15 protein-coding genes are annotated in these 20,211 nt (G+C 70.9%); 8 read left to right on the top strand and 7 right to left on the bottom strand.

Features of this window, described 5'->3' with window-relative positions:
- Positions 1-83 precede the first annotated feature (83 nt).
- Both BLU79_RS12575 and BLU79_RS12570 read left to right on the top strand, forming a co-directional pair.
- The gene (locus BLU79_RS12575) at positions 84-1,580 is read left to right on the top strand and encodes an APC family permease (RefSeq protein WP_093905780.1); all 1,497 of its coding nucleotides are present in this window, start codon (positions 84-86) and stop codon (positions 1,578-1,580) included.
- Between the two features lie 2 nt (positions 1,581-1,582).
- On the top strand, positions 1,583-1,999 hold the full coding sequence (locus BLU79_RS12570; RefSeq protein WP_093905779.1) for a universal stress protein: 417 nt from the start codon (positions 1,583-1,585) through the stop codon (positions 1,997-1,999).
- Positions 2,000-2,044: 45 nt separating this feature from the next.
- On the opposite strand, the gene BLU79_RS12565 is transcribed toward BLU79_RS12570, so the two are convergent.
- Together BLU79_RS12565 and BLU79_RS12560 are read right to left on the bottom strand one after the other, a co-directional pair.
- Positions 2,045-3,838 (bottom strand): FAD-binding dehydrogenase, encoded by a 1,794-nt coding sequence (locus BLU79_RS12565; protein ID WP_093905778.1) that lies wholly within the window; start codon positions 3,836-3,838, stop codon positions 2,045-2,047.
- Positions 3,839-3,964: 126 nt separating this feature from the next.
- Positions 3,965-4,993: a heme/hemin ABC transporter substrate-binding protein gene (locus tag BLU79_RS12560; protein WP_093905777.1), complete on the bottom strand. Its 1,029-nt coding sequence runs from the start codon at positions 4,991-4,993 to the stop codon at positions 3,965-3,967.
- Positions 4,994-5,128: 135 nt separating this feature from the next.
- Here BLU79_RS12560 and BLU79_RS12555 point away from each other — a divergent pair, with 135 nt between their 5' ends.
- The 4 genes from BLU79_RS12555 (at position 5,129) to BLU79_RS12540 (ending at position 10,233) form a co-directional block, all read left to right on the top strand.
- A complete protein-coding gene (locus BLU79_RS12555; protein ID WP_256333277.1) occupies positions 5,129-5,863 on the top strand; it encodes a hypothetical protein in 735 nt (244 codons plus the stop codon).
- Positions 5,864-5,893: 30 nt separating this feature from the next.
- The gene (locus tag BLU79_RS12550; RefSeq protein ID WP_093905775.1) at positions 5,894-6,829 is read left to right on the top strand and encodes an HtaA domain-containing protein; all 936 of its coding nucleotides are present in this window, start codon (positions 5,894-5,896) and stop codon (positions 6,827-6,829) included.
- Between the two features lie 196 nt (positions 6,830-7,025).
- Positions 7,026-7,565, top strand: a complete 540-nt coding sequence (locus BLU79_RS12545) for a hypothetical protein (protein WP_093905774.1) — start codon at positions 7,026-7,028, stop codon at positions 7,563-7,565.
- 85 nt (positions 7,566-7,650) lie between these two features.
- Entirely contained in the window at positions 7,651-10,233 is a 2,583-nt protein-coding gene (locus BLU79_RS12540) for an immunoglobulin I-set domain protein (RefSeq protein WP_093905773.1), read from the top strand.
- Between the two features lie 60 nt (positions 10,234-10,293).
- Here the strand turns inward: BLU79_RS12540 and BLU79_RS12535 are convergent, their stop codons facing one another.
- From BLU79_RS12535 to BLU79_RS12515, 5 genes are all read right to left on the bottom strand, one after another.
- Positions 10,294-11,019, bottom strand: coding sequence for a class I SAM-dependent methyltransferase (locus BLU79_RS12535; RefSeq protein WP_093905772.1), 726 nt, complete (start codon positions 11,017-11,019; stop codon positions 10,294-10,296).
- A 152-nt stretch (positions 11,020-11,171) separates the two neighbouring features.
- The gene (locus BLU79_RS12530; RefSeq protein WP_093905771.1) at positions 11,172-13,607 is read right to left on the bottom strand and encodes a SpoIIE family protein phosphatase; all 2,436 of its coding nucleotides are present in this window, start codon (positions 13,605-13,607) and stop codon (positions 11,172-11,174) included.
- A gap of 176 nt (positions 13,608-13,783) precedes the next feature.
- Positions 13,784-16,168, bottom strand: a complete 2,385-nt coding sequence (locus BLU79_RS12525) for an MFS transporter (protein ID WP_093905770.1) — start codon at positions 16,166-16,168, stop codon at positions 13,784-13,786.
- 157 nt (positions 16,169-16,325) lie between these two features.
- Positions 16,326-16,769: an SRPBCC family protein gene (locus BLU79_RS12520; protein ID WP_093905769.1), complete on the bottom strand. Its 444-nt coding sequence runs from the start codon at positions 16,767-16,769 to the stop codon at positions 16,326-16,328.
- A 126-nt stretch (positions 16,770-16,895) separates the two neighbouring features.
- Positions 16,896-17,291 carry a VOC family protein gene (locus BLU79_RS12515; RefSeq protein ID WP_093905768.1) on the bottom strand — a complete coding sequence of 132 codons (396 nt, stop codon included), beginning with the start codon at positions 17,289-17,291 and terminating at the stop codon, positions 16,896-16,898.
- Between the two features lie 124 nt (positions 17,292-17,415).
- On the opposite strand from BLU79_RS12515, the gene BLU79_RS12510 reads away from it, so the two are divergent.
- A complete protein-coding gene (locus BLU79_RS12510; RefSeq protein ID WP_093905767.1) occupies positions 17,416-18,453 on the top strand; it encodes an Rv2578c family radical SAM protein in 1,038 nt (345 codons plus the stop codon).
- 135 nt (positions 18,454-18,588) lie between these two features.
- Positions 18,589-20,166, top strand: a complete 1,578-nt coding sequence (locus BLU79_RS12505; RefSeq protein WP_093905766.1) for an alpha/beta hydrolase — start codon at positions 18,589-18,591, stop codon at positions 20,164-20,166.
- Positions 20,167-20,211: the final 45 nt, after the last annotated feature.

Below are 20,211 nucleotides of genomic sequence, written 5' to 3'. Positions count from 1 at the left end.
CATCCCGCGGCCGGCCGCCAATGCCCCGGCGGCACCCACTGCTCCCTGTTTGATGAGGTCACCCACGACCGAATCGAGGGAGTATGGCCGACCGCACCACGGACACGCAGCCGCCCGAAGGGCTGAAGGCCAATGCGATCGGGTTCGTCGACGCGCTCGTCATCGGGCTGAACGCCACCTCCCCCGCGTACTCGCTGGCCGCGGCGATCGGCCCGGTCGTGGCGCTCGTGGGTGTCTACGCCCCCGGCGTCATGGTCGCGTCGTTCGTGCCGATGCTGCTGATCGCGTCGGCGTTCTACTACCTCAACAAGGTCGACCAGGACTGCGGGACGACCTTCTCGTGGGTCACCCGGGCGATGGGCCCCTGGTTCGGATGGCTCGGCGGCTGGGCCATCACGATGACCGGCGTCCTGGTGATCGGCTCGCTGGCGGACGTCGCCGTGACGTTCGCCCTGCTGGCCTTCGGTCTCGACAGCTGGGCCGCGAACGAGTTCGTGCGCCAACTGCTCACGGTGCTGCTCATCCTGGTGATGACGGCCGTGTGCGTCATCGGCACGGAGGTGTCGGCCAGGGTGCAGAACGTCCTCATCCTGGCGCAGGTGGCGTGTCTGCTCGCCTTCGCCGTGGTGGCGCTCTACCGGGTGTACGCCGACACCGGCACGCTCGACTCGGTCGACCCGTCGCTCAGCTGGCTGGACCCCTTCGGGGCCGGCGGCGCCGGGCTGACCGCGGGCCTGCTGCTGGGCGTGTTCATCTACTGGGGCTGGGAGTCGGCGGTGAACCTCACGGAGGAGGTCGAGGACTCCGCCACCGCCCCCGGCAAGGCGGCCGTATGGTCGACGGTCATCCTGCTGGTCACCTATGTCGCGGTCGCCTACGCGGTGGTGGCCTACGCCGGACCGGCGTTCCTGGCCGAGAACGCCGAGGAGGAGGAGTTCATCTTCGCCCTGCTCGCCGAGGAGGCGATGGGCAGCTGGGACTGGGTCGTCCTGCTGGCGGTCTCGACCTCCGGCGTGGCCTCGACGCAGACGACGATCATCCCCGCCTCCCGCACGGCCCTGTCCATGGCACGCCGACAGGCACTGCCGACGCACTTCGCCCATATCCACCCCCGGTTCCGCACGCCCGACGTGAGTACGTGGTGGGTCGCCGGCATCGCCATCGCCTGGTACCTGGTCGTCCGTCAGATCAGCGAGAACGCCCTTTTCGACTCGCTGACCGCGCTGTCCCTGCTGATCGCGTTCTACTACGCCCTCACGGGCATCGCCTGTGCGATCTACTACCGCCGCCATCTCACCGAGAGCCTGCACCACTTCGTCTTCATCGGCCTCGGCCCGCTGGTCGGCGCCGGCCTGCTGGTCTGGCTGCTGGTCGAGTCGATCGGCGACATGTCCGACCCCGCCAACTCCTACAGCGACGTCTCGTGGTTCGGGCTCGGCCCCCCGCTGGTCATCGGCATCGGCATCACCCTCACCGGGGTGGTCCTCATGGTCGTGTGGCGCCTGATGGCACCCGTCTTCTGGGCGGAGCGCCCGGAGGTCGCCGACCCCGATCTCGTGCACGGCGACAAGGAGCACTGAAGATGTCGGTCGTTCTCGGATACGACGAGTCCCCGGGCGCGGTCCGCGCACTGCACGTCGCCATCGAGGTGTCGGCCGCGTTCGGCGAGCAGCTTGTGCTGGTCTACGGCGCGGCGGCGCCCGGCGCCCTCGGTGAGGAGTACGCCGCGCACCGCGATGCCGTCCAGGAGGCCGGACGCACCGCGCTCGGGCACGCCGTCGCGGTGGCCGACGAGGCCGGTGTGCGGACCACCGTCGAGGTCATCGACCAGAAGCCGGCTGAGGCGCTGGTCGAGGCCGCGACGCGCCATGCGGCGAGGGTCATCGTGGTGGGCAGCTGGGGTGAGAGCCCGCTGCGCGGGGCCCTGTTGGGCTCCACACCCCACAAACTGCTGCACCTGTCGCGCACCCCGGTGCTGTGCGTGCCCACGGAACCGTGAGCCCGCGTCCGATCACCCGGGGAGGCATGAGCCGGCCCGGCCCGCTCAGGTCGCCGTCGCCGCTGCCGCCGCCTTCCCCGCCGTACGGCCGGAGAAGAGGCAGCCGCCGAGGAAGGTGCCCTCCAGGGATCGGTAGCCGTGGACGCCGCCGCCTCCGAAGCCGGCGACCTCGCCTGCCGCGTACAGTCCGGGGATCGGGGTGCCGGAGGCGTTCAGGACGCGGCCGGAGAGGTCGGTCTGGAGGCCGCCGAGGGTCTTGCGGGTGAGGATGTTGAGGCGGACGGCGATCAGGGGGCCGGCGCTCGTGTCCAGGATCTTGTGGATGGCGGCGGTCCGGCTGAGCGTGTCGCCGGGGTACGCGAGCGCGTTGCGGATGCCCATGACCTGGGCGTCCTTGGTGTAGGGGTTGTCGATCTCGCGGTCGCGGGCCTCGATCTGCCGCTGGAGTGCGGCGAGTTCGATCAGGTTGTCGCCGGTCAGCTTGTTCATGCCGGTGACGAGTTCGGGCAGGGTCTTGGCGACGACGAAGTCCTCGCCCTTCTCCTTGAACCGCTCGATCGGCTCCGGGGTCTGCCAGATGCGGGACAGCAGCATCCAGATGTTCTTCTCGGTGAGGTCCGGGTTCTGCTCGGAGCCGGAGAGCGCGAACTCCTTCGCGATGATCTTCTGGGTGGTGACGAACCAGGAGTAGTCGTAGCCGGTGTCGCTGATCGACTTGAGGGTGTGCAGGGTGTCGTAGCCCGGGATGTCGGGGCTGGAGAAGCGCTTGCCGGTGGCGTCGAACCACATGGAGGACGGGCCGGGCAGGATGCGGATGCCGTGGCCGGGCCAGATCGGGTCGTAGTTCTTCAGGCCCTCGGTGTAGTGCCACATGCGGTCGGGATTGACGATACGACCGCCCGCCTTCTCGGTGATGGCCAGCATGCGGCCGTCCACGTGCGCGGGCACGCCGGTGATCATGGACTTGGGCGGGGTGCCCAGCCGGGCGGGCCAGTTGGCGCGTACGAGGTCGTGGTTGGCGCCGATGCCGCCCGAGGTGACGACCACCACGGGGGCGCTGAGTTCGAACTCGCCGACCACCTTGCGGGAGCTGGGCTTGCCCCGTGCCGCGCTGCTGGGCTCCAGGACGGCGCCGCGCACGCCGGTGACGGCGCCGTTCGTGACGATCAACTCGTCCACTCTGTGCCGGAACTTGAAGGTCACGAGCCCGTCCTCCACGCCCGCCCGCACCTTCTTCTCGAACGGCTCGACCACGGCCGGTCCGGTGCCCCAGGTGACGTGGAAGCGCGGCACCGAGTTGCCGTGCCCGTCCGCGAGCCCGCCACCGCGCTCGGCCCAGCCGACGATCGGGAACCACTGCATCCCGAGCCCGGCCAGCCAGGCCCGCTTCTCCTCGGCGGCGAAGTCGACGTACGCCTGGGCCCACTTGTAGGCCCAGTAGTCCTGGCCGGACGGGTCGGAGATCCCGCGGTCGAAGCCCGCCGTGCCCAACCAGTCCTGCCAGGCCAGGTCGTGGGTGTCCTTGACCCCCATCAGCCGCTGTTCGTCGGAGTTGACGAAGAACAGGCCGCCGAAGGACCAGAACGCCTGCCCGCCGAGACTGGCCTCCGGCTCCTGGTCCAGCAGCAGCACCTTGCGTCCCGCCGCCGCCAGTTCGGCCGTGGCGACCAGCCCGGCGAGGCCGTGTCCGACGACGATGGCGTCCGCGTCCGACGAGCCGGCCGAGGCCGCGAAGGCCGGGAACGTCGCCTGTGCGAGCGCGGCACCGGCGAGCGCACCGCCGGCGACGGTCAGGGCACGGCGGCGGGTGATCGCGGCAGGGGCTGACGAGTTCTCCATGGGCTGCCTTCCGTCGGAGGTGCGCAAGGGGCGGGAGACGCACGAGTTTCCGCTGCGAGAGCGGGTGTTACCGACGGTAGCCCAGGGGGTGTCAGGGTCGCCAGATGCTGCAACCGTGAACTTTTCTCACGTTTGGTGGATGCGATCCACCAGGATGTCGATCACCAACGGCGTGCGCGGCCCGTACCCGAGCAGCACCCCGTCCTCCATGTCGACGACCCGGCGGTTCATCCCCGCCGGCGTCTGACCGACCCCGGGGATGTCGACCAGTCCGTCGACACCGCCGACCGACTCCAGCCCCTTGGTCATCATCAGGATCACGTCCGGCTGCGCCCGCACCAGCGCCTCACTGGTGATCGGCGTGAACGGCTTGTCCAGCCCGGCCTCCTTGCCCGCGTCCACCGCCCCGGCGGCCTCGACGAGCGAGTCGGCGCCCGAGCCCTTGCCGCCGATCAGATAGACGGCCGCACTGCCGCGCATGTACAGGAAGGCGACCTTGGGCTTGCTGCCCTTGGGCACGGCGGCGCGAGCGGCGGCGAGTTCATCGTTCATGCGCCGGTTGAGCGCCTTGCCCGCCGCGGGGACGCCGAGCGCCTCGGCGACGCGGGTGGTGCGGGTGGTGACGTCGGCGAGTTCGGTGGCCGGATCGAGGACGACGACGGGAACGCCGGCGTCGCGGATCTGGTCGATGGCCTCCTGGGGGCCGGTGTCGGTGTCGGCCAGGACGACCGTCGGGCGCAGCGAGAGCACGCTCTCCGCGCTCACGTCATGCGCCTTGGTGACCTGCGGGAGCTTCTTCGCCTCGGCGAAGGTGGCGGTGATGTCCCGGCCGACGACCCGGTCGCCGAGGCCCAGCGTGAACACGATCTCCGCGACACCGCCGTTGAGCGGCAGGATGCGCGAGGCGTCCTCGACGGTCACCTCGCGCCCGTCCGAGGAGTCGACGGTGACGGGCAACTTCGGGGTGGGCGGCCCGCCTTCGAGCGGTACGAGGGTGTTCTTCGCGAGCTGCTTCTCGGCCGCGGCGGCGCGTTCACTCGCGGACTTCGCGGCCGGGGCCGAACCGTCCGACGCGCCCCCACCCCCACCACAGGCGCCCGCGAGCAACGCGAGCGTCAGACCAAGGACGGCGAGGCGTCTCCGGGATGCGCGCATGGGTTTCCTTTCGTCTCTTCTGGCACTCAGTTGGGCAATACTTTAGGTTAGGCTTCCCTTAGTTACTCTTGGTGGGGGTGTTCCATGGCGTGGGCAAGTGGCCTGCACCGTAAGGGAGTTGGACCGACTCTCGGATTGACGGGGGCAGCCGTCCTGCTGCTCTCGGCCGTCGGACCGGCCTCGGCGGCGGGCGGCTCGGCGACGGGCCCCGAGGGGCAGAAACTCACCGTCTCCAAGTCCTCGGGACTCGACGCGGGCGGCGAGACGGTGACCGTGACCGGCTCCGGCTACAACACCGAGAAGGGCATCTACGTCGCCTTCTGCGTGGACAACGGCGCCGGAAAGACCCCCACGCCCTGCGTGGGCGGAGTGGACATGTCCGGCGAGTCCGGGGCGTCCTCGTGGATCTCCTCCAACCCGCCGTCGTACGGCGAGGGGTTGGCGAAACCGTACAAGGGCAGCGGCCACAAGGGCTCGTTCAGTGTGCAGCTCACCGTGCGCGCCAAGGACGCGAACACCAACTGCACCAAGTCCGGTGTGAAATGCGCCGTCATCACCCGCAACGACCACACCCGGGGCGGCGACCAGAGCCAGACGGTCCGGATCCCGGTGACCTTCGGCGGCAGCGGCGGGGGTGCGTCGAGCGGCGACAACGCCACGGCGACGCCGACCGCGACGGCGGGCGCGAGCACGACCGGCGGGGGCGGCACGGGCGGTTCGGGCGACGGCACCGAGAAGGCGTCCGACGGACCGCTCGCCAGCACCGGCTCCATCGCCCTGACGGCCGGAGCAACGGCGGCCGGACTGGTCGCGGCCGGCACCGGGGCCTGGCTGTGGGCACGCAGGCGGCGAGGCACGAACGCCGGTTGAACCGACCCGAATTCCACAGGGAGACTTGAAATGGCGAAGAGACCCGGCGCCGCCGCCGTGACGGGCGGCGCGCTGCTCGTACTGCTGTGTCCGGGCGGCGCGGCCGCACAGGACGGGGACGAGATCCCGCGCGACATGTCGGGCGGCTACGCGAGCTGGAACATCGCACCCGCCGAGCTCGACGACCAGGGCATCTCGCTCGACGTCGCCGAACCCGCCGTACAGGCATCCGCGGACCGCGCCTGGTTCCCGACGACCAGCGGCAGCACCGACCCGGAAACCGGCGCCGCGGACTTCGAGTTGGGCGGCTCGGCCCTGCTGACCTCCCCCACCGGCACGCAACCCCTGCCCCTCAGCGGGCTCCGGTTGCGGCTCGACGGCGACGCGGGCGCCCTCTACGCGCGGACGGTCGTCGACGGCCGGGCCCGCCAACTCGCCCTGGCCGACGTGAAATCCGGCGCCGCACCCGTCGTACAGACGAGCGGTGACACCTGGACCGGGCTGCGGGCGTCGCTCACCCAGGACGGGGCGGCGCTGCTGTCCGAGTGGAGCGGAGCGGAGTTCACGGCGGGGGACGCCTACGGGGTACTGGACCTGACGGTGGGGACCGGCGGCGATACGACCGAAGCCGCACCCCAGGAGACGCCACTGCCGACCCCGGGCACCCCGGAGGAGAAACCGGCGGCGACCCCGCAACCGGCGACGACGGCCCCATCAGCCACCGTCACCCTCTCCCCCGGCGCCGAACAGCAGGTCACCGGCGCGGGGTTCGAGCCCGGCGAGGTCGTCCTCGTCGCGATCGACGACGACACCCGGTACCAGGCGGTGGCCGACGAGGCAGGGCGGATCTCCCGCACCTTCCCGGTGTACGGCACCGCAGCCGAGGGCGCGCACTCCGTCGAACTCTCCACGGTGACCGGGGAACGCCGGGCCGTCGTGGGCTTCGGCGTGCGGGCGCGGGCGTAGCACATGAGGAACGAGGAGCGGGCGACACGGCCCGCTCTTCGGCATGCCCAAATTCCTTGTGATGCCGGGCAGTTGGGCCCTTTGCCGTCCGTTGACAAACAGCCGGTGTTCATACTTAGGTTTGCCTTACCTAACCCCCCGCTGGGTGCCTCGCCCACCTCGAGGCGCCCACACCGAGAAAGGTGAACAGCTCACCATGAGACCCGTTCCCTCCGCCCGCACCGCCGCCCGCGCCGCTCTCGCCGTGACCGCCTCCGCCGCCCTCACCCTGGGCCTGGCCACCTCGGCCTCCGCCGCCACCTCGACCCGCACGGTCACCGACGGCGGCACGACGTACAACCTCTCGCTGACCTCCCCCGACACGGCAGCCGCCACGGGCCAGGTCATCACCGTCTCCGGCTCCGGCTACAACACCGGCCAGGGCGTCTACGTCAGCCTGTGCGTGGTCGACGGGGCGCAGGGCGCGAACAAGCCGACCCCGTGTCTGGGCGGTCAGGACGAGGACGGCTCCACCGGCGCCTCGCACTGGGTCAACAACACCTTCGGCGGCATGTTCGCCAACAGCTCCAAGTTCGGCACGGGCGGCACCTTCAGCGTGCAGATCTACGTCAAGGCCACCCTCGACGACGGCAGCGTCTGCGGCCAGGACGTCGAGTGCGCCGTGGTGACCCGGGCGGACCACTTCGACAGCGAGGACCGCAAGTACGACGTCCACGTCCCGATCGCCTTCCAGTAAGCGCCCGTCAGGCCGGGCCCACACCGTCGGGCCCGGCCCTCGGCATCCCCGGGGCGCCGGGCGCACCCGACCAGTGAGGACCCCCATGACCGACGAACCCAGACCGCCGGCCCGGGCCGGACGCCGGCTCAGACGCCCCGCGGCTCTCCTCGGCGCCGCCGCGCTCGTGGCCGCGGCCGTCACGCTCGGCTCCACCGCACAGGCCTCCGACACACCGAAGACGGCCCTCGGCAAGGACGGCCAGAAGCTCACCGTCTCCGCCTCCGCGAACCTCGCCCCCGACGGCGAGACGCTGCGCGTCACCGGCTCCGGCTACGACGCGACCAAGGCCGTCTACGTCGCCCTGTGCAAGGACAATGGCGACAACCGCGTCCCCACCCCCTGCCTGGGCGGCGCCGACCAGAACGGCACCGGCAGCTCCTCGCAGTGGATCGTCCCCGAGGACGACGAGTACGCGGGCGACCTGGCCGTCACCTGGGGCGAGGGCGGCACCTTCGACGTCGGGATCGACGTCAAGGCCAAGGACAACAGCCTCGACTGCACCAAGGTCACCTGCTCGGTCGTCACCCGCGTCGACCACCGCAACCCCGGCGACCGCTCCCAGGACGTCCGCATCCCCGTCACCTTCGAGGGCCAGGACCCCGGCGACGGGGACGACGGCGGCGACGGCGTGGACGTGCCGCCGGGCACCGTCAGCTACCTCCGGGCCGCCGAGTTCACCACCGCGGGCCGCCCGCTGGACCTGCTCCTGCACCCCGACTCCGGGAAGCTGTACGTCGGTTCGGACAACATCCCCGACACCGCGGACGTCGCCGAGCAAGGCCTCTACGCCATCGACCCGAAGGACGGCAAGCTCCTCAGCCACGTCCAGCAGGCCCCCGGCGCCACCGGCGCGCTCGCGGCCCGCGTGGTCCGCTGGATCGCCGCCCCGCTGTCCGGCGACGGCGTCGTCTTCCACTACCCGCTGCGCGGTATAGGCACCGCGAAGGACGGCGACACGGCCGCGAAGGGCGGGTGGCTGACCGGCGGCTCGGTCACCGGCGTCGGTCCCGGCAGCGACGCGTCCAGCACGCTGGTCGCCCAGGGCGCCGTCCTCTCCGAGGTCGAGACCGCCACCGGCACCGTCAAGAAGACCGCCACCCTGGCAGGCGGCGGCATCCTCGGCGTGGACACCGCACGCGGCACCACCTGGTCGGCCGACTCCGCGGGCGGCAAGCTGTACCGCGTCGACACCGGCTCCCTCACGGTCACCGCCACCGCCGAACTCCCCGCGGCGTCCGTCTACTTCGTCGAGACGGACCCGGCGACGGGCAACGTGTGGGTCGGCAGCTCCTACGACGTGCTCGTCTTCGACAAGGACGGCAAGCAGCTGGCCAAGCTGACCGGCAAGGACCGGGCCACGGCGATGGCCTTCGACAAGGCGACCGGCGAGGCCTTCGTCCTGCGCGAGGACTGGGGCACCGCCGACGACGGCGCGGACAACGTCGGCGCCCTGGAGAGCTACGCCGCCGCCACTGCCGAGCAGGCGGCCGAACCCGTCGCCCTGCCCGGCAACCGCGCGGGCGCCTACGCGGGCGTCGCCGTGACGCCCGGCGCCACGTCGGTCTACGTCACCGACCAGGCCGGGAGCAAGGTCGTCAAACTCGACCGCCGTGTCTCCCCGAAGGTCGTCCAGTCCCCCACCGACCAGACGGTGAACCCGGGCGACGAGGTGACCTTCGTCGCCGCCGCCCAGGGCACCCCGGAGCCCACCGTGCGGTGGCAGGTCAGCCCCGACGGCGGCCAGACCTGGTCGACGGTCGAGGGCGCGACCGGGAACGCGTTCTCCTTCACCACGAAGGCGGCGCAGGACGGGTACCGGTACCGAGCCGAATTCACGAACTCCGTGGGATCGACCCGCACTTCGCCGATCACGCTCACGGTCACGGATGAGACCGATGACGGGGGCGGCGACGGAGACGGCGAGGAGACTCCCGACGAACCCTCCGGCTCCAAGACCGTCACCGGCCCGAACGGCCAGAAACTCACCGTCACCCCGGTCAACAACCTCGCCACCGAGGACCAGACCCTGAAGATCACCGGCACCGGTTACGACACGAAGAAGGGCATCTACGTCGCCCTCTGCGTCGACAACGGCGACGGCGAACTGCCCACGCCGTGCATCGGCGGCGTCGATATGACCGGCGGCTCGCACTCCTCGGCGTGGATCTCCTCCAACCCGCCGGACTACGGCGAGAACCTGGCGATCCCGTACGGCACCGGCGGCACCTTCGACATCGAGCTGACCGTCGACGCCAAGGACGCGTACACCGACTGCTTCAAGGCCAAGTGCGTCCTGGCCACCCGCAACGACCACACCCTCTCCGGCGACCGCTCCCAGGACGTCAAGGTCCCGGTCAGCTTCGTCGGCCAGGACCCGGTGGACACGGACGACGGCACCGGCGGCACGGGCGGGAACGGCGGCACCGCCGGTACGGGCACGACGGGCGGGAGCACCGGCGGCACGGGGACCGGGTCCACCACGGGCGGATCCGGCGGCACCGGCACCTCGACGACGGGCGGCGGCCTCGCCTCCACCGGCGCCACCGTGCTCTCCGTGGCCGCGCTCGCGGCGGCGCTCCTGGCCACGGGCTGGGTGGCGTATCGCAGAGGTCGTACCGTCAACTGACCGACGGGCACGGTGAGTTGGCCCTCCGGCGCGCACGGACGCGCCGGAGGGTCGCCACCGTCAGGCCGTCCGGCCCGCCACCACCCACTTCGACGGCAGCTCGATCCGCGCACCGTCCGGCCCGTACTCCGTGGTGATCAGCGGCAGTTCACCGCTCGCGAGGACGGTGAGCCCGGCCGCGCGCAGATACTCGGGCACCGCGGCGTCCGCCACCTCGCCGGGGGCGATGCCGTGCCGGAAGATGGGCGCGAGCTTGGGCGGCGGGCCCGCCGGGCTCTGTGCGAGGCCGATGAGGACGGGCTTGGCGGACTCGGAGAGTTCGACGAGGAAGGCCCGGCCGCGCTCGCCGACCAGCGTGGCGATCCCGTCCACCATCAGCTGCCGGTCGTCGGGCTCGGCCTGGTGCAGCACGCCCCGCATATAGACGTTGGTGTCGCCGAGTTCGGCGTGCAGCGTCTGGGCCTCGGTCTTCTCCACGGCGTCGATCAGCCGGTACGCCGCCTGCCCGGCGGGATCGGCGCGCCGGGCGTGGTCGAGGGCGGCGGCGGACAGGTCGGCGCCGACGACGCGGGTGAAGCGGTCGGCGAGGAAGCGGGTCTGTGTGCCGTTGCCGCAGCCCAGGTCCACCATCGGCAGGCCCGGATCGGTCAGGTGCGCCTCGAAGAGGGCGAGATGGCGGCCGGCGGTCAGGCCCGGCTCCGCGTCCCAGAACACCGCCCCCTGTTCGTCGGAGGCTTCACGCCAGAAGCCCTCCCAGGCCTCGCGGTACCGACTCGTCACGCTCATGACCGACTCCCCAGGGTGCGACGCCGACCCGCCGTGAAGTGACGGGCGAGTACGGTTTATCGCGGGCCGGTGACGGCTACAAGCGCGTGGCGCATTCCTTCACTCCCCATTCGACACTCGTGCGCCCTCGTGTCCTCCATGGGCACAAGCGATCAGCGTCGTGGGAGCGTGAGTTCGAACCAGACGGTCTTCCCCGCGGTCGTACGGCTGGTGCCCCACTCGCGCGCGAGCGTGCTCACCACCCGCAGCCCACGCCCGGACTCGTCGTCCGGCCCGGCGTTGAGCAGGGTCGGCAGCTCGTGATCGTCGTCGTCCACCTCGCACAGCAGCGTGTCACCGCGGATGAGGCGCAGTTCGACGGGGCGGCTGTGGGAGTGCCGTACGGCGTTGGTGACAAGCTCGCTGACCAGCAGCTCCGCGGTGGGGGCGAGGCGGGAAAGGCCCCAGTCGTGGAGCTGTTCACGGACGACGGCGCGAGCCCGGGACACCTCCACCGGGTCGAGGGAGAGCCGCCATTCGACGACGTCCTCCGGCTCGATGCCGTTGAGACGGGCCATCAGCAGGGCCACGTCGTCCTTACGGCCGCCGCGTGTGTTGAGGGATCGGATGATGGTGTCGCAGGCGTCGTCCATGGACGCGGCCGGGTGGGCGGCGGACTCGCAGAGGGTCGCGAGGCCGACACCGATGTCCTCGCCGCGCACCTCGACCAGGCCGTCGGTGCACATCACGATCCGGTCGCCGGGCTCCACGCGCACGCGTACCGCCTCGAAGGGCACCCCGCCGACCCCGATCGGCGCCCCCGTGGGCAGGTCGAGCAGCTCGCTGCGTCCGTCGTCGGCGCGGACCAGGACGGGCGGGATGTGACCGGCGTTGGCGAGGTGGAGCTCGCTCGCGATGGGGTCGTAGACGGCGTACAGGCAGGTCGCGAGGTAGGTGTCGCCGAGGCGCTGGGCGAGGTCGTCGAGGTTGCGCAGGAGTTGGGCGGGCGGCAGGTCGAGGGCGGCCATGGTCTGCACGGCCGTACGCAACTGGCCCATCATGGCGGCCGAGTTGAGGCCGTGCCCCATGACGTCGCCGACGACGAGGGCGGTGCGGGCGCCGGGCAGTTTCACGGAGTCGAACCAGTCACCGCCGACCCGCCCCAGCAACGTACCCGGCAGATAGCGGGTGGCGATGTCGCAGCCCGCCATGCGCGGCGGGATGTGCGGCAGCATGCTGTCCTGGAGGGTCTCGGCGACCGACTCCTGGTAGGTGTACATGCGCGCGTTGTCGAGCACGAGGCCCGCTCGGGCGGCGAGTTCGGCGCCGGTGACGCGGTCCATGTCGTTGAAGACGGGCCGCTCGGGGTGGCGCAGCAGGATCATGAAGCCGAGGACCACATTGCGGGCCTTGAGCGGGACGACCAGCATGGAGCGGCCCGTGATGAGCGGCCGGATGTCGCGCTTCTCGAACTGGGAGGCGATGGCGTGGCCCATCTCCTCGCTGATGCGCGGCACGAGGACGGGCTCGCCGCTGGTCATGCACTGGAAGAACGGCGTGTGCGCCGGGAAGGGCATGGCCTCGCCGACCGGCACGACGTCGTCCCAGCGGCCGGGTTCGTCGGTGTGCTCGACGGCGACGCGGTGCCACATGGTGGTCGTGTCCGGCACACCGTCGGGGAACCCCTCACCGGCGACGACCTGTTCGCGCAGATAGGTCCCGGCGACATCGGTGAAGCGCGGGACGACGGCCTTGCTGACCTCGATGATGGTCCGCGACAGATCGAGGGAGGTGCCGATGCGGCCGCTGACCTCGTTGAGGAACTCCAGGTGTTCGCGTACGGCGACGTGTTCGAGGTCCTCGCCCTCGTCGGCGTACTCCTTCGGTAACGGCAGGCCTTCAGCGGCGGCCCGTGCGGCGCGCTCACGGCGGGCCCTGCGCTCGGCGCGCCGGGGCACACCCCAGTCGGGGGTGACGGGCACCCGGTCGTTCTGGCTGAACTCCAGGACGGGATAGCCCAGTTCGAGGATCTGGCCCACGATGCGGGCGCTCTCCTGGACGCTCATGCTGGGCAGGATCTCGGGGAGCCCGCGGGCGAGTTCCTCGGCGCCGGGGAAGTCGGTGTGCAGGGCGAATCCGGGGGCGACGCGGTCGAAGCCGGGGTCCTCACCGTCGTCGTCCTGCTGGAGCCGGCCCACGTCGGCACCGAGCACGAGGAGCCGCTCAGGACCGGGGCCCACCAGCGGGTAGGCCCACCACAGAACGTCGACCCGGTCCCTCTCGGGCACGGTGAGGCGGGCGCGGCCCGCGGCCGGGTAGAACAGCCGACCGTCGAGGGACGATTCGAGGTCGTGGCCAAGTCCGTCGTACGCCGAGTACGCCCCGTACGGCGAGAGGTCCTCGTCCTCGGGCAGCGCCCCGGAGACGGGCAGCAGATCGACGGCCGGGCGTCCGATCGCCTCCTCCTTGGCGGCGCCGAACAGACGGCGTGCGCCGGAGCTCCAGTGGGAGACGAGGCCCCCGCGGTCCACCACCACCACGGCCAGCGGGATGCGGCCGGCCGCGGCGTGTTCCGCCACCGCGCCGTCCCTCTCGGTGCCACGGTCCATGACCCAGGCCCTCTCTCCCCACGGCTCCGCAAGATCTGCCGCCTACTCCACCGTACGGCTCCGGGCGGAAGTGATGTGCGGCAATACGGGAATTGGTGAGCCGGGAGCGCGAGGGCGCGTGAGGGTGCCGAGCGGGACACGTCGTCGCAGGACAGCCGCGTGCACCGGTCCTCGTCTCAGTCCTCGTGCCCGAGCTGAAGGTCGCGTTCCGTTCGTCCTCCTCCGGCGACCTGCAGCACGGTGGCGACCGGCGGGTAACCCGTGGCGATGACGGTGTACTCGCCGGTGGCGAGGTCGACGAACCTGAAGGTGCCGTCAGGACCGGTGGTGAGCGTGTCCATGACGTTGCCGACCGCGTCGAGCAGCGTCACGCGCGCGTCCTCGACGGGCCGCCCGCCGCCCGCTCGCACGGTGCCGCGCAGGAGGGCGCCGCCGGCGAGTTCGATGTCCTGGCGGGTCTCGCGGGACGCCTTCACGGTGGCGGGGACGGCGGCCGGACGGAACGCGGGCGCGCTGGCGGCCAGCGTGTACTCGCCGGCGACCAGCTCGGTGATGACGTAGCCGCCTTCACGGCCGCTGCGGGTGGTGGCGACGACCTCACCGTGCACGTTCGTGAGCGTCACCGTGGCGTCCACGGGCGAGCCGTCCGGGGTGAGCACCCGCCCGGCGAGACGTCCGGCACCGCCGAGAACGATGTCCAGGTCCACGGGGCGCTCACCGACGGTCACGGAGACGGCCTGAGGTTGGTGGCCGCCCGCCGCGGCGATCAGCACATACGTCCCCGGGCCCGGCGTCGCCAGCGCGTACCGCCCGTCGTCGCCGCTCGCGCCGCGCCCGATCTGCTGCCCGGCGACATCGATGAGCGTGAGCGCCGCGCGTGGCACGAACGTGCCGTCGGGGTGCTGCACCGAACCGCGCACGGGAACGCTTGCGGTGTGCGGCGAACGGGTCGCGGGGATCGGGGCGTTCACCGGCGCCGGCTGCGTCTCCAGGCCCGGGACGTCATGGGAGATCAAGGGCTTCTCCTTGAGGAAAAGAGCGATCAACAGGCCGAGGACGAGCACCGGCACCAGGTAGAGGAAGATGCGCGGCATGGCCTCGGCGTAGGCCCGGATGTAGCCGTCGCGCAGGTCCGGCGGCATGGCGTGGACGAGCTGCGGGGTGATGGCTTCGGGGTCGGGCAGCTCGGCCCCCGCACGCGTGGGCAGGTGTACGGCCAGGGCGTCGGCGAGCCGGCCGGCGAAGAGGGTGCCGAAGATCGCGGCGCCGACGCTGCCGCCGATCTGCCGGAAGTAGTTGTTGGCGCTGGTGGCGGTGCCGAGGTCGGCGGGGCGCACGGAGTTCTGCACGGCGAGGATCAGGACCGGCATCACCATGCCGATGCCCGCGCCGAGGACGGCCATCCAGATGCTGTAGTGCAGCCGGGGCGTGTCGGCTTCGAGGCGGGACAGCAGCCACATGCCGGCGACCGCGAGGGCGCTGCCGAGCACGGGGTGGAGCTTGTAGCGGCCGGTGCGGCTGATGAGCTGGCCGGAGATGATCGAGGCGCCGACGATACCGCCCATCATCGGCAGCATGAGCAGGCCCGACTCGGTGGCCGTGGCCCCGTCGACCATCTGCAGGAAGGTCGGCAGATAGCTGGCCGCGCCGAACAGGGCGACGCCGATCACGAGGCCGACCAGGCCGGTGACGTTGAAGACGGAGTCCCTGAACAGTCGCAGGGGGATGAGGGGTTCGACGGCGAAGTGCTCGACGACGAGGAACAGGACGGTGGCGACGCCCGCTCCCGCGCCGAGGCCGAGGATGACGTGGGAGTCCCACGGGTACTCGGTGCCGCCCCAACTGGTCAGCAGGACCAGGCAGGTGGAGGCGGCGGCCAGCAGCAGGGAGCCGAGGATGTCGAGCCGGGCCCGCGCCTTCGGCTTCGGCAGCTTCAGTACGACGGTGACGACGGCCAGGGTGACGAGACCGAAGGGGACGTTGATGTAGAAGCACCACCGCCAGGAGAGGTGGTCCGTGAAGTAGCCGCCCAGCAGGGGCCCGGCGACCGAGGCGAGGCCGAACGCGGCGCCGATCAGGCCCATGAAGCGACCGCGCTCCCGGGACGGCACGATGTCCGCGATGATCGCCTGGACCCCGATCATGAGCCCGCCCGCGCCGACGCCCTGGATGGCGCGGTAGGCGATCAGCTGGTCCATGGTCTCGGCCCGCCCGGCGAGCGCGGAGCCGACGACGAAGACGACGATCGCGAACTGGAAGACGCCCTTGCGGCCGAGGAGATCGCCGAGCTTGCCGTAGATCGGCAGGCCGATGGTGGCGGTGAGGAGATAGGCGGTGATCGCCCAGGACATCCTGTCCAGACCGTGCAGCTCGCCGACGATCTTCGGCAGCGCGGTGGCGACGATCATCTGCTCCAGCGCGGCCAGCAGCAGCGCGAGCATCAGTCCGAAGAAGACCAATCGCACCCGGCGTGGGCTCAGTTGGCTCTCGGTGCCCTGGGGCGGAGCAGGTGGAGGAGGTGCGGTGACCGTCTCGTCCTGCACCAGAGTCGTGCCACCCACGTATCGCTCCCCTCGCCGTACCTGCTCACATTTCCCGCATTAGGCGACAACTACGAGCAAGCACGGCGAGTTACGGCACCGTCCCGGACACGGCGGAGATCCACTCGATCCGGTGAGGAGGACAAGGGCCTCCGGACTCCGGGGACTTGACTCCCGACTACTTCTCGACCTCGGTGGCGAGGTTGGTGAGCACGGCGTCGTAGATCCGGCCGAGACCCTTGGGCGCGAACGTCTTCTCGAAGAAGCCGCCGATGCCGCCGGCGCCCTGCCAGGTGGTGGTGACGACGACGCGGGACTTGCCCTCGCCGGCCGGGGTGACCCGCCAGGTGGTGACCATGGAGGAGTTGCGGTCCTTCTCGACGAGCTCACCGTCGGTGGGCTCGCTGACCTCCAGGAGGCAGTCGCGGACCCGCTTGCTGGTCGCCTGGAGCCTCCAGTGGACGAGGGTGCCCTCGCCGTCGCCGCCCTCGCGCACCTCGTATTCGCTGAAGTGCTCGGGCAGGAGCTTCTGCCGGGTGCCGCTGTAGTCGGCGAGGGCGTCGAACACCTTCTCCGCGTCCGCCGCGACGACCCGCTCCGTAGTGGCCTCGACCTGCGCCATTGACTTCCTCCAGGACCTGATTTCTCGGGGGTTGGAGCAAGCCAACCACCCCGCTCCCGCACCGCCCAAATCGGGGTCCCGATCAGTGCCCGAAGCGATCGCACAGTGATCGGAATCGAAGCCGGCTCAGGGGTGGCGGCTCGCGAGGACGCAGAACTCGTTGCCTTCCGGGTCGGCGAGCGTGACCCAGCTCTCCTCGCCCGTTTGGCCGACGTCGGCGTGTCGGGCACCCAGGCCGAGGAGGCGACGGACCTCTTCGCCCTGGTCCCTGTCGGTCGGGTTGACGTCGAGGTGGAGCCTGTTCTTGACCGTCTTGCCCTCGGGCACGCGCGCGAAGGTCAACGTCGGCGGCACCGGGCCGGGGCGGTTCCTGCCTTCGGGCACCGCCGGGGAGCCAATGGTGACGATTCCTTCGCCTTCGTCTTCGTCCCGCACCTCGTAGTCGAGGACCGAGCACCAGAACCGGGCGAGACCGCGGGGATCGGCACAGTCGATCGCGAGCTCGGTGAACTTACTGGCCACGTCGGGACCTCCCAGTCGAATGGCGGGTCCGCCAACAGACCCCTGCCGGAAAGTTTCACCCTCTCCACGCACGATCAAGGGAACATGTGTTCTATTCTTGGCGCAGTGCTACCGAGGAGGCGTCATGCGCTGGGACAACCTCACCCTGGAGTCCGACCACAGCAGGGCCGACGCCGCGCTGTTCGGCGCGGACGCCGTAGTGACCCGCACCTTCGACACACCCGAGTTCGCCGGGATCACGTTCCACGAGATCCGGGCCCGCTCGATCATCAACCGGGTGCCGGGCGCCTCGCGCATGCCCTTCGAGTGGACGGTCAACCCCTATCGCGGGTGCTCGCACGCGTGCGTGTACTGCTTCGCGCGCAAGACCCACAGCTATCTGGACCTGGACACCGGTCTCGGCTTCGACTCCCAGATCGTGGTCAAGGTGAACGCGCCGGAGCTGCTGCGCCGCCAGCTGACCTCGCGCCGTTGGCTGGGCGAGCACATAGCGATGGGCACGAACGTCGACTGCTACCAGCGCGCGGAGGGCCGCTACCGCCTGATGCCGGGCATCCTCGCCGCCCTGCGCGACCACGCCAACCCCTACTCGATCCTGACCAAGGGCACGCTGATCCTGCGCGACCTGGACCTGCTGAAGCAGTCCGCCGAGGTGACGGACGTCGGCGTCTCCGTCTCGGTCGGCTTCGTCGACCCCGAGCTGTGGCGCACCGTGGAGCCCGGCACGCCCGCCCCCGAGCGGCGCCTGGACGTCGTACGCACGCTCACCGAGCACGGACTCGGGTGCGGTGTGCTGATGGCGCCGGTGATTCCGTTCCTGAGCGACCACCCGGCCCAACTGCGGGCCACCGTGCGGGCGATCGCCGCCTCCGGGGCCACCTCCGTCACCCCGCTGGTGCTGCATCTGCGGCCCGGGGCCCGCGAGTGGTTCATGGCCTGGCTCGGCAGTCGGCACCCGCATCTGGTGCGCCGTTACGAGCGGCTGTACGCGGACGGCGCCTATGCGCCGAAGTGGTACCAGCGCCGGATCACCCGTCAGGTGCACGACCTGGCGCAGGAGTACGGCATCGGCCCCACGCGCGCGGGGATGCCCCGACGGATCCACGAGCCCGAGCCCGCCGAGCCCGCGATGACCGAACCGACCCAACTTACGCTCATCTGAGAGCATTCGAGCGCTTCCCTCGACCCAATCGGGTCAAGTCTCGCCGGAACGAGTTCTTCCGGGCGTCCACGCCGGGACGATGCGGCGAGGACCGCGACACTCGCGGTCCGCGACCCTCCGTCCTGGGAGGACCCCATGCGAAAACGCGCAGCCGTGCTGTGCGCCACCGGCGCCCTCATGGCCGGGACCGTGACGGCCGTCCCCGCCGAGGCGCGCGCCCCGCACACCGCGGGAACCGCTCACGCCGCACCCCTCACCTGGAAGAAGTGCGGCACCAAGAACTACCCGACGCTCCAGTGCGCGTCCCTCAAGGTCCCGCTCGACCACACCCGTCCGCAGGGACGGCAGATCACGCTCGCACTGTCCCGCGTCCCGCACACCGCGAAGCAGTACCAGGGCCCCCTTCTGGTCAATCCCGGCGGCCCCGGCGGCAGCGGTCTGACGCTTGCCGGATTCGTCGCCGCCGCACTGCCCAAGGCCGTGTCGGCGCAGTACGACGTCATCGGCTTCGACCCGCGCGGCGTCGGCAAGAGCAAGCCCGCCCTCGACTGCAGGCCCGGCCACTTCGAGGCGGTGCGCCCGGACTCGGTGCCGAAGACCGCGCGAATCGAGCGGGCCAACCTCAAGCGCGCCGAGTCCTTCGCACGGGCCTGCGGCGACAAGTACGCGGACGTGCTGCCGTACATGAACACGATCGCGGCCGTGCACGACATGGACCTGATCCGTGCGGCACTCGACGCGAAACAGATCAACTACTTCGGCTACTCGTACGGCACCTACCTCGGCGCGGTCTACGCCAAGCTCTTCCCGGAGCGGGTGCGGCGCGCGGCCCTGGACTCGGTCGTCGACCCGACCGACGTCTGGTACGAGGCCAACATCGCGCAGGACTACGCCTTCAACGACCGCCACCGCGCCTTCATGGCATGGGTCGCCAAGTACGACGCCACATACAAGCTCGGCAGCGATCCCTCGAAGATCGAGGCCAAGTGGTACGCGATGCGGGCGGCCCTGGCCAGGAAGCCGGCCGATGGCAAGGTGGGCGCCTCCGAACTGGAGGACACCTTCATCCCCGGCGGCTACTACAACGGCTACTGGCCCTACCTCGCCGAGGCGTTCGCGGCGTACGTGAACAACAAGGACGCCGACCCGCTGATCGAGGCGTACGAGAGGTTCGGCACCTCCGACCCGTCCGACGACAACGGCTACAGCATCTACACCTCGGTGCAGTGCCGTGACGCCACCTGGTCGCGCGACTGGGAGGAGTGGCGGGCGGACAACTGGGCCGTGTACGAGAAGGCGCCGTTCATGACCTGGAGCAACGCCTGGTACAACGCGCCGTGTGCGTTCTGGCCGACGGCCTCGCTCCCGACGGTGAACATCGACAACGGCAGGCTGCCGCCGATACTGCTGTTCCAGGCGACCGACGACGCGGCCACCCCGTACGAGGGGGGCGTCACGGTGCACCGGAAGCTGGCCCGGTCCAGCCTGGTGGTCGAGCGAGGCGGTGGCAACCACGCCGTCACGCTGGCCGGGAACACCTGCCTGGACAAGCACCTCGCGGCCTATCTGGCCGACGGCACGGTGCCGCGTGGTGGGGATGAGGCGGACGCGGTGTGCGAGGCGCTGCCCGATCCCAAGCCGCTGAACTCGAAGGTCACGTCGATGTCGTCGCGGGGCGCGGAACTGCACGCGCTGGTCGGCTTCCGGCACTGAGCCGCCGACCACCCGACCGCTGAAGGCCCGTCGGGGGCGTTGTCA

The organism is Streptomyces sp. cf386, from assembly GCF_900103585.1.
Lineage (GTDB): Bacteria > Actinomycetota > Actinomycetes > Streptomycetales > Streptomycetaceae > Streptomyces.
This window is presented reverse-complemented; position numbering and strand designations above follow the sequence as displayed.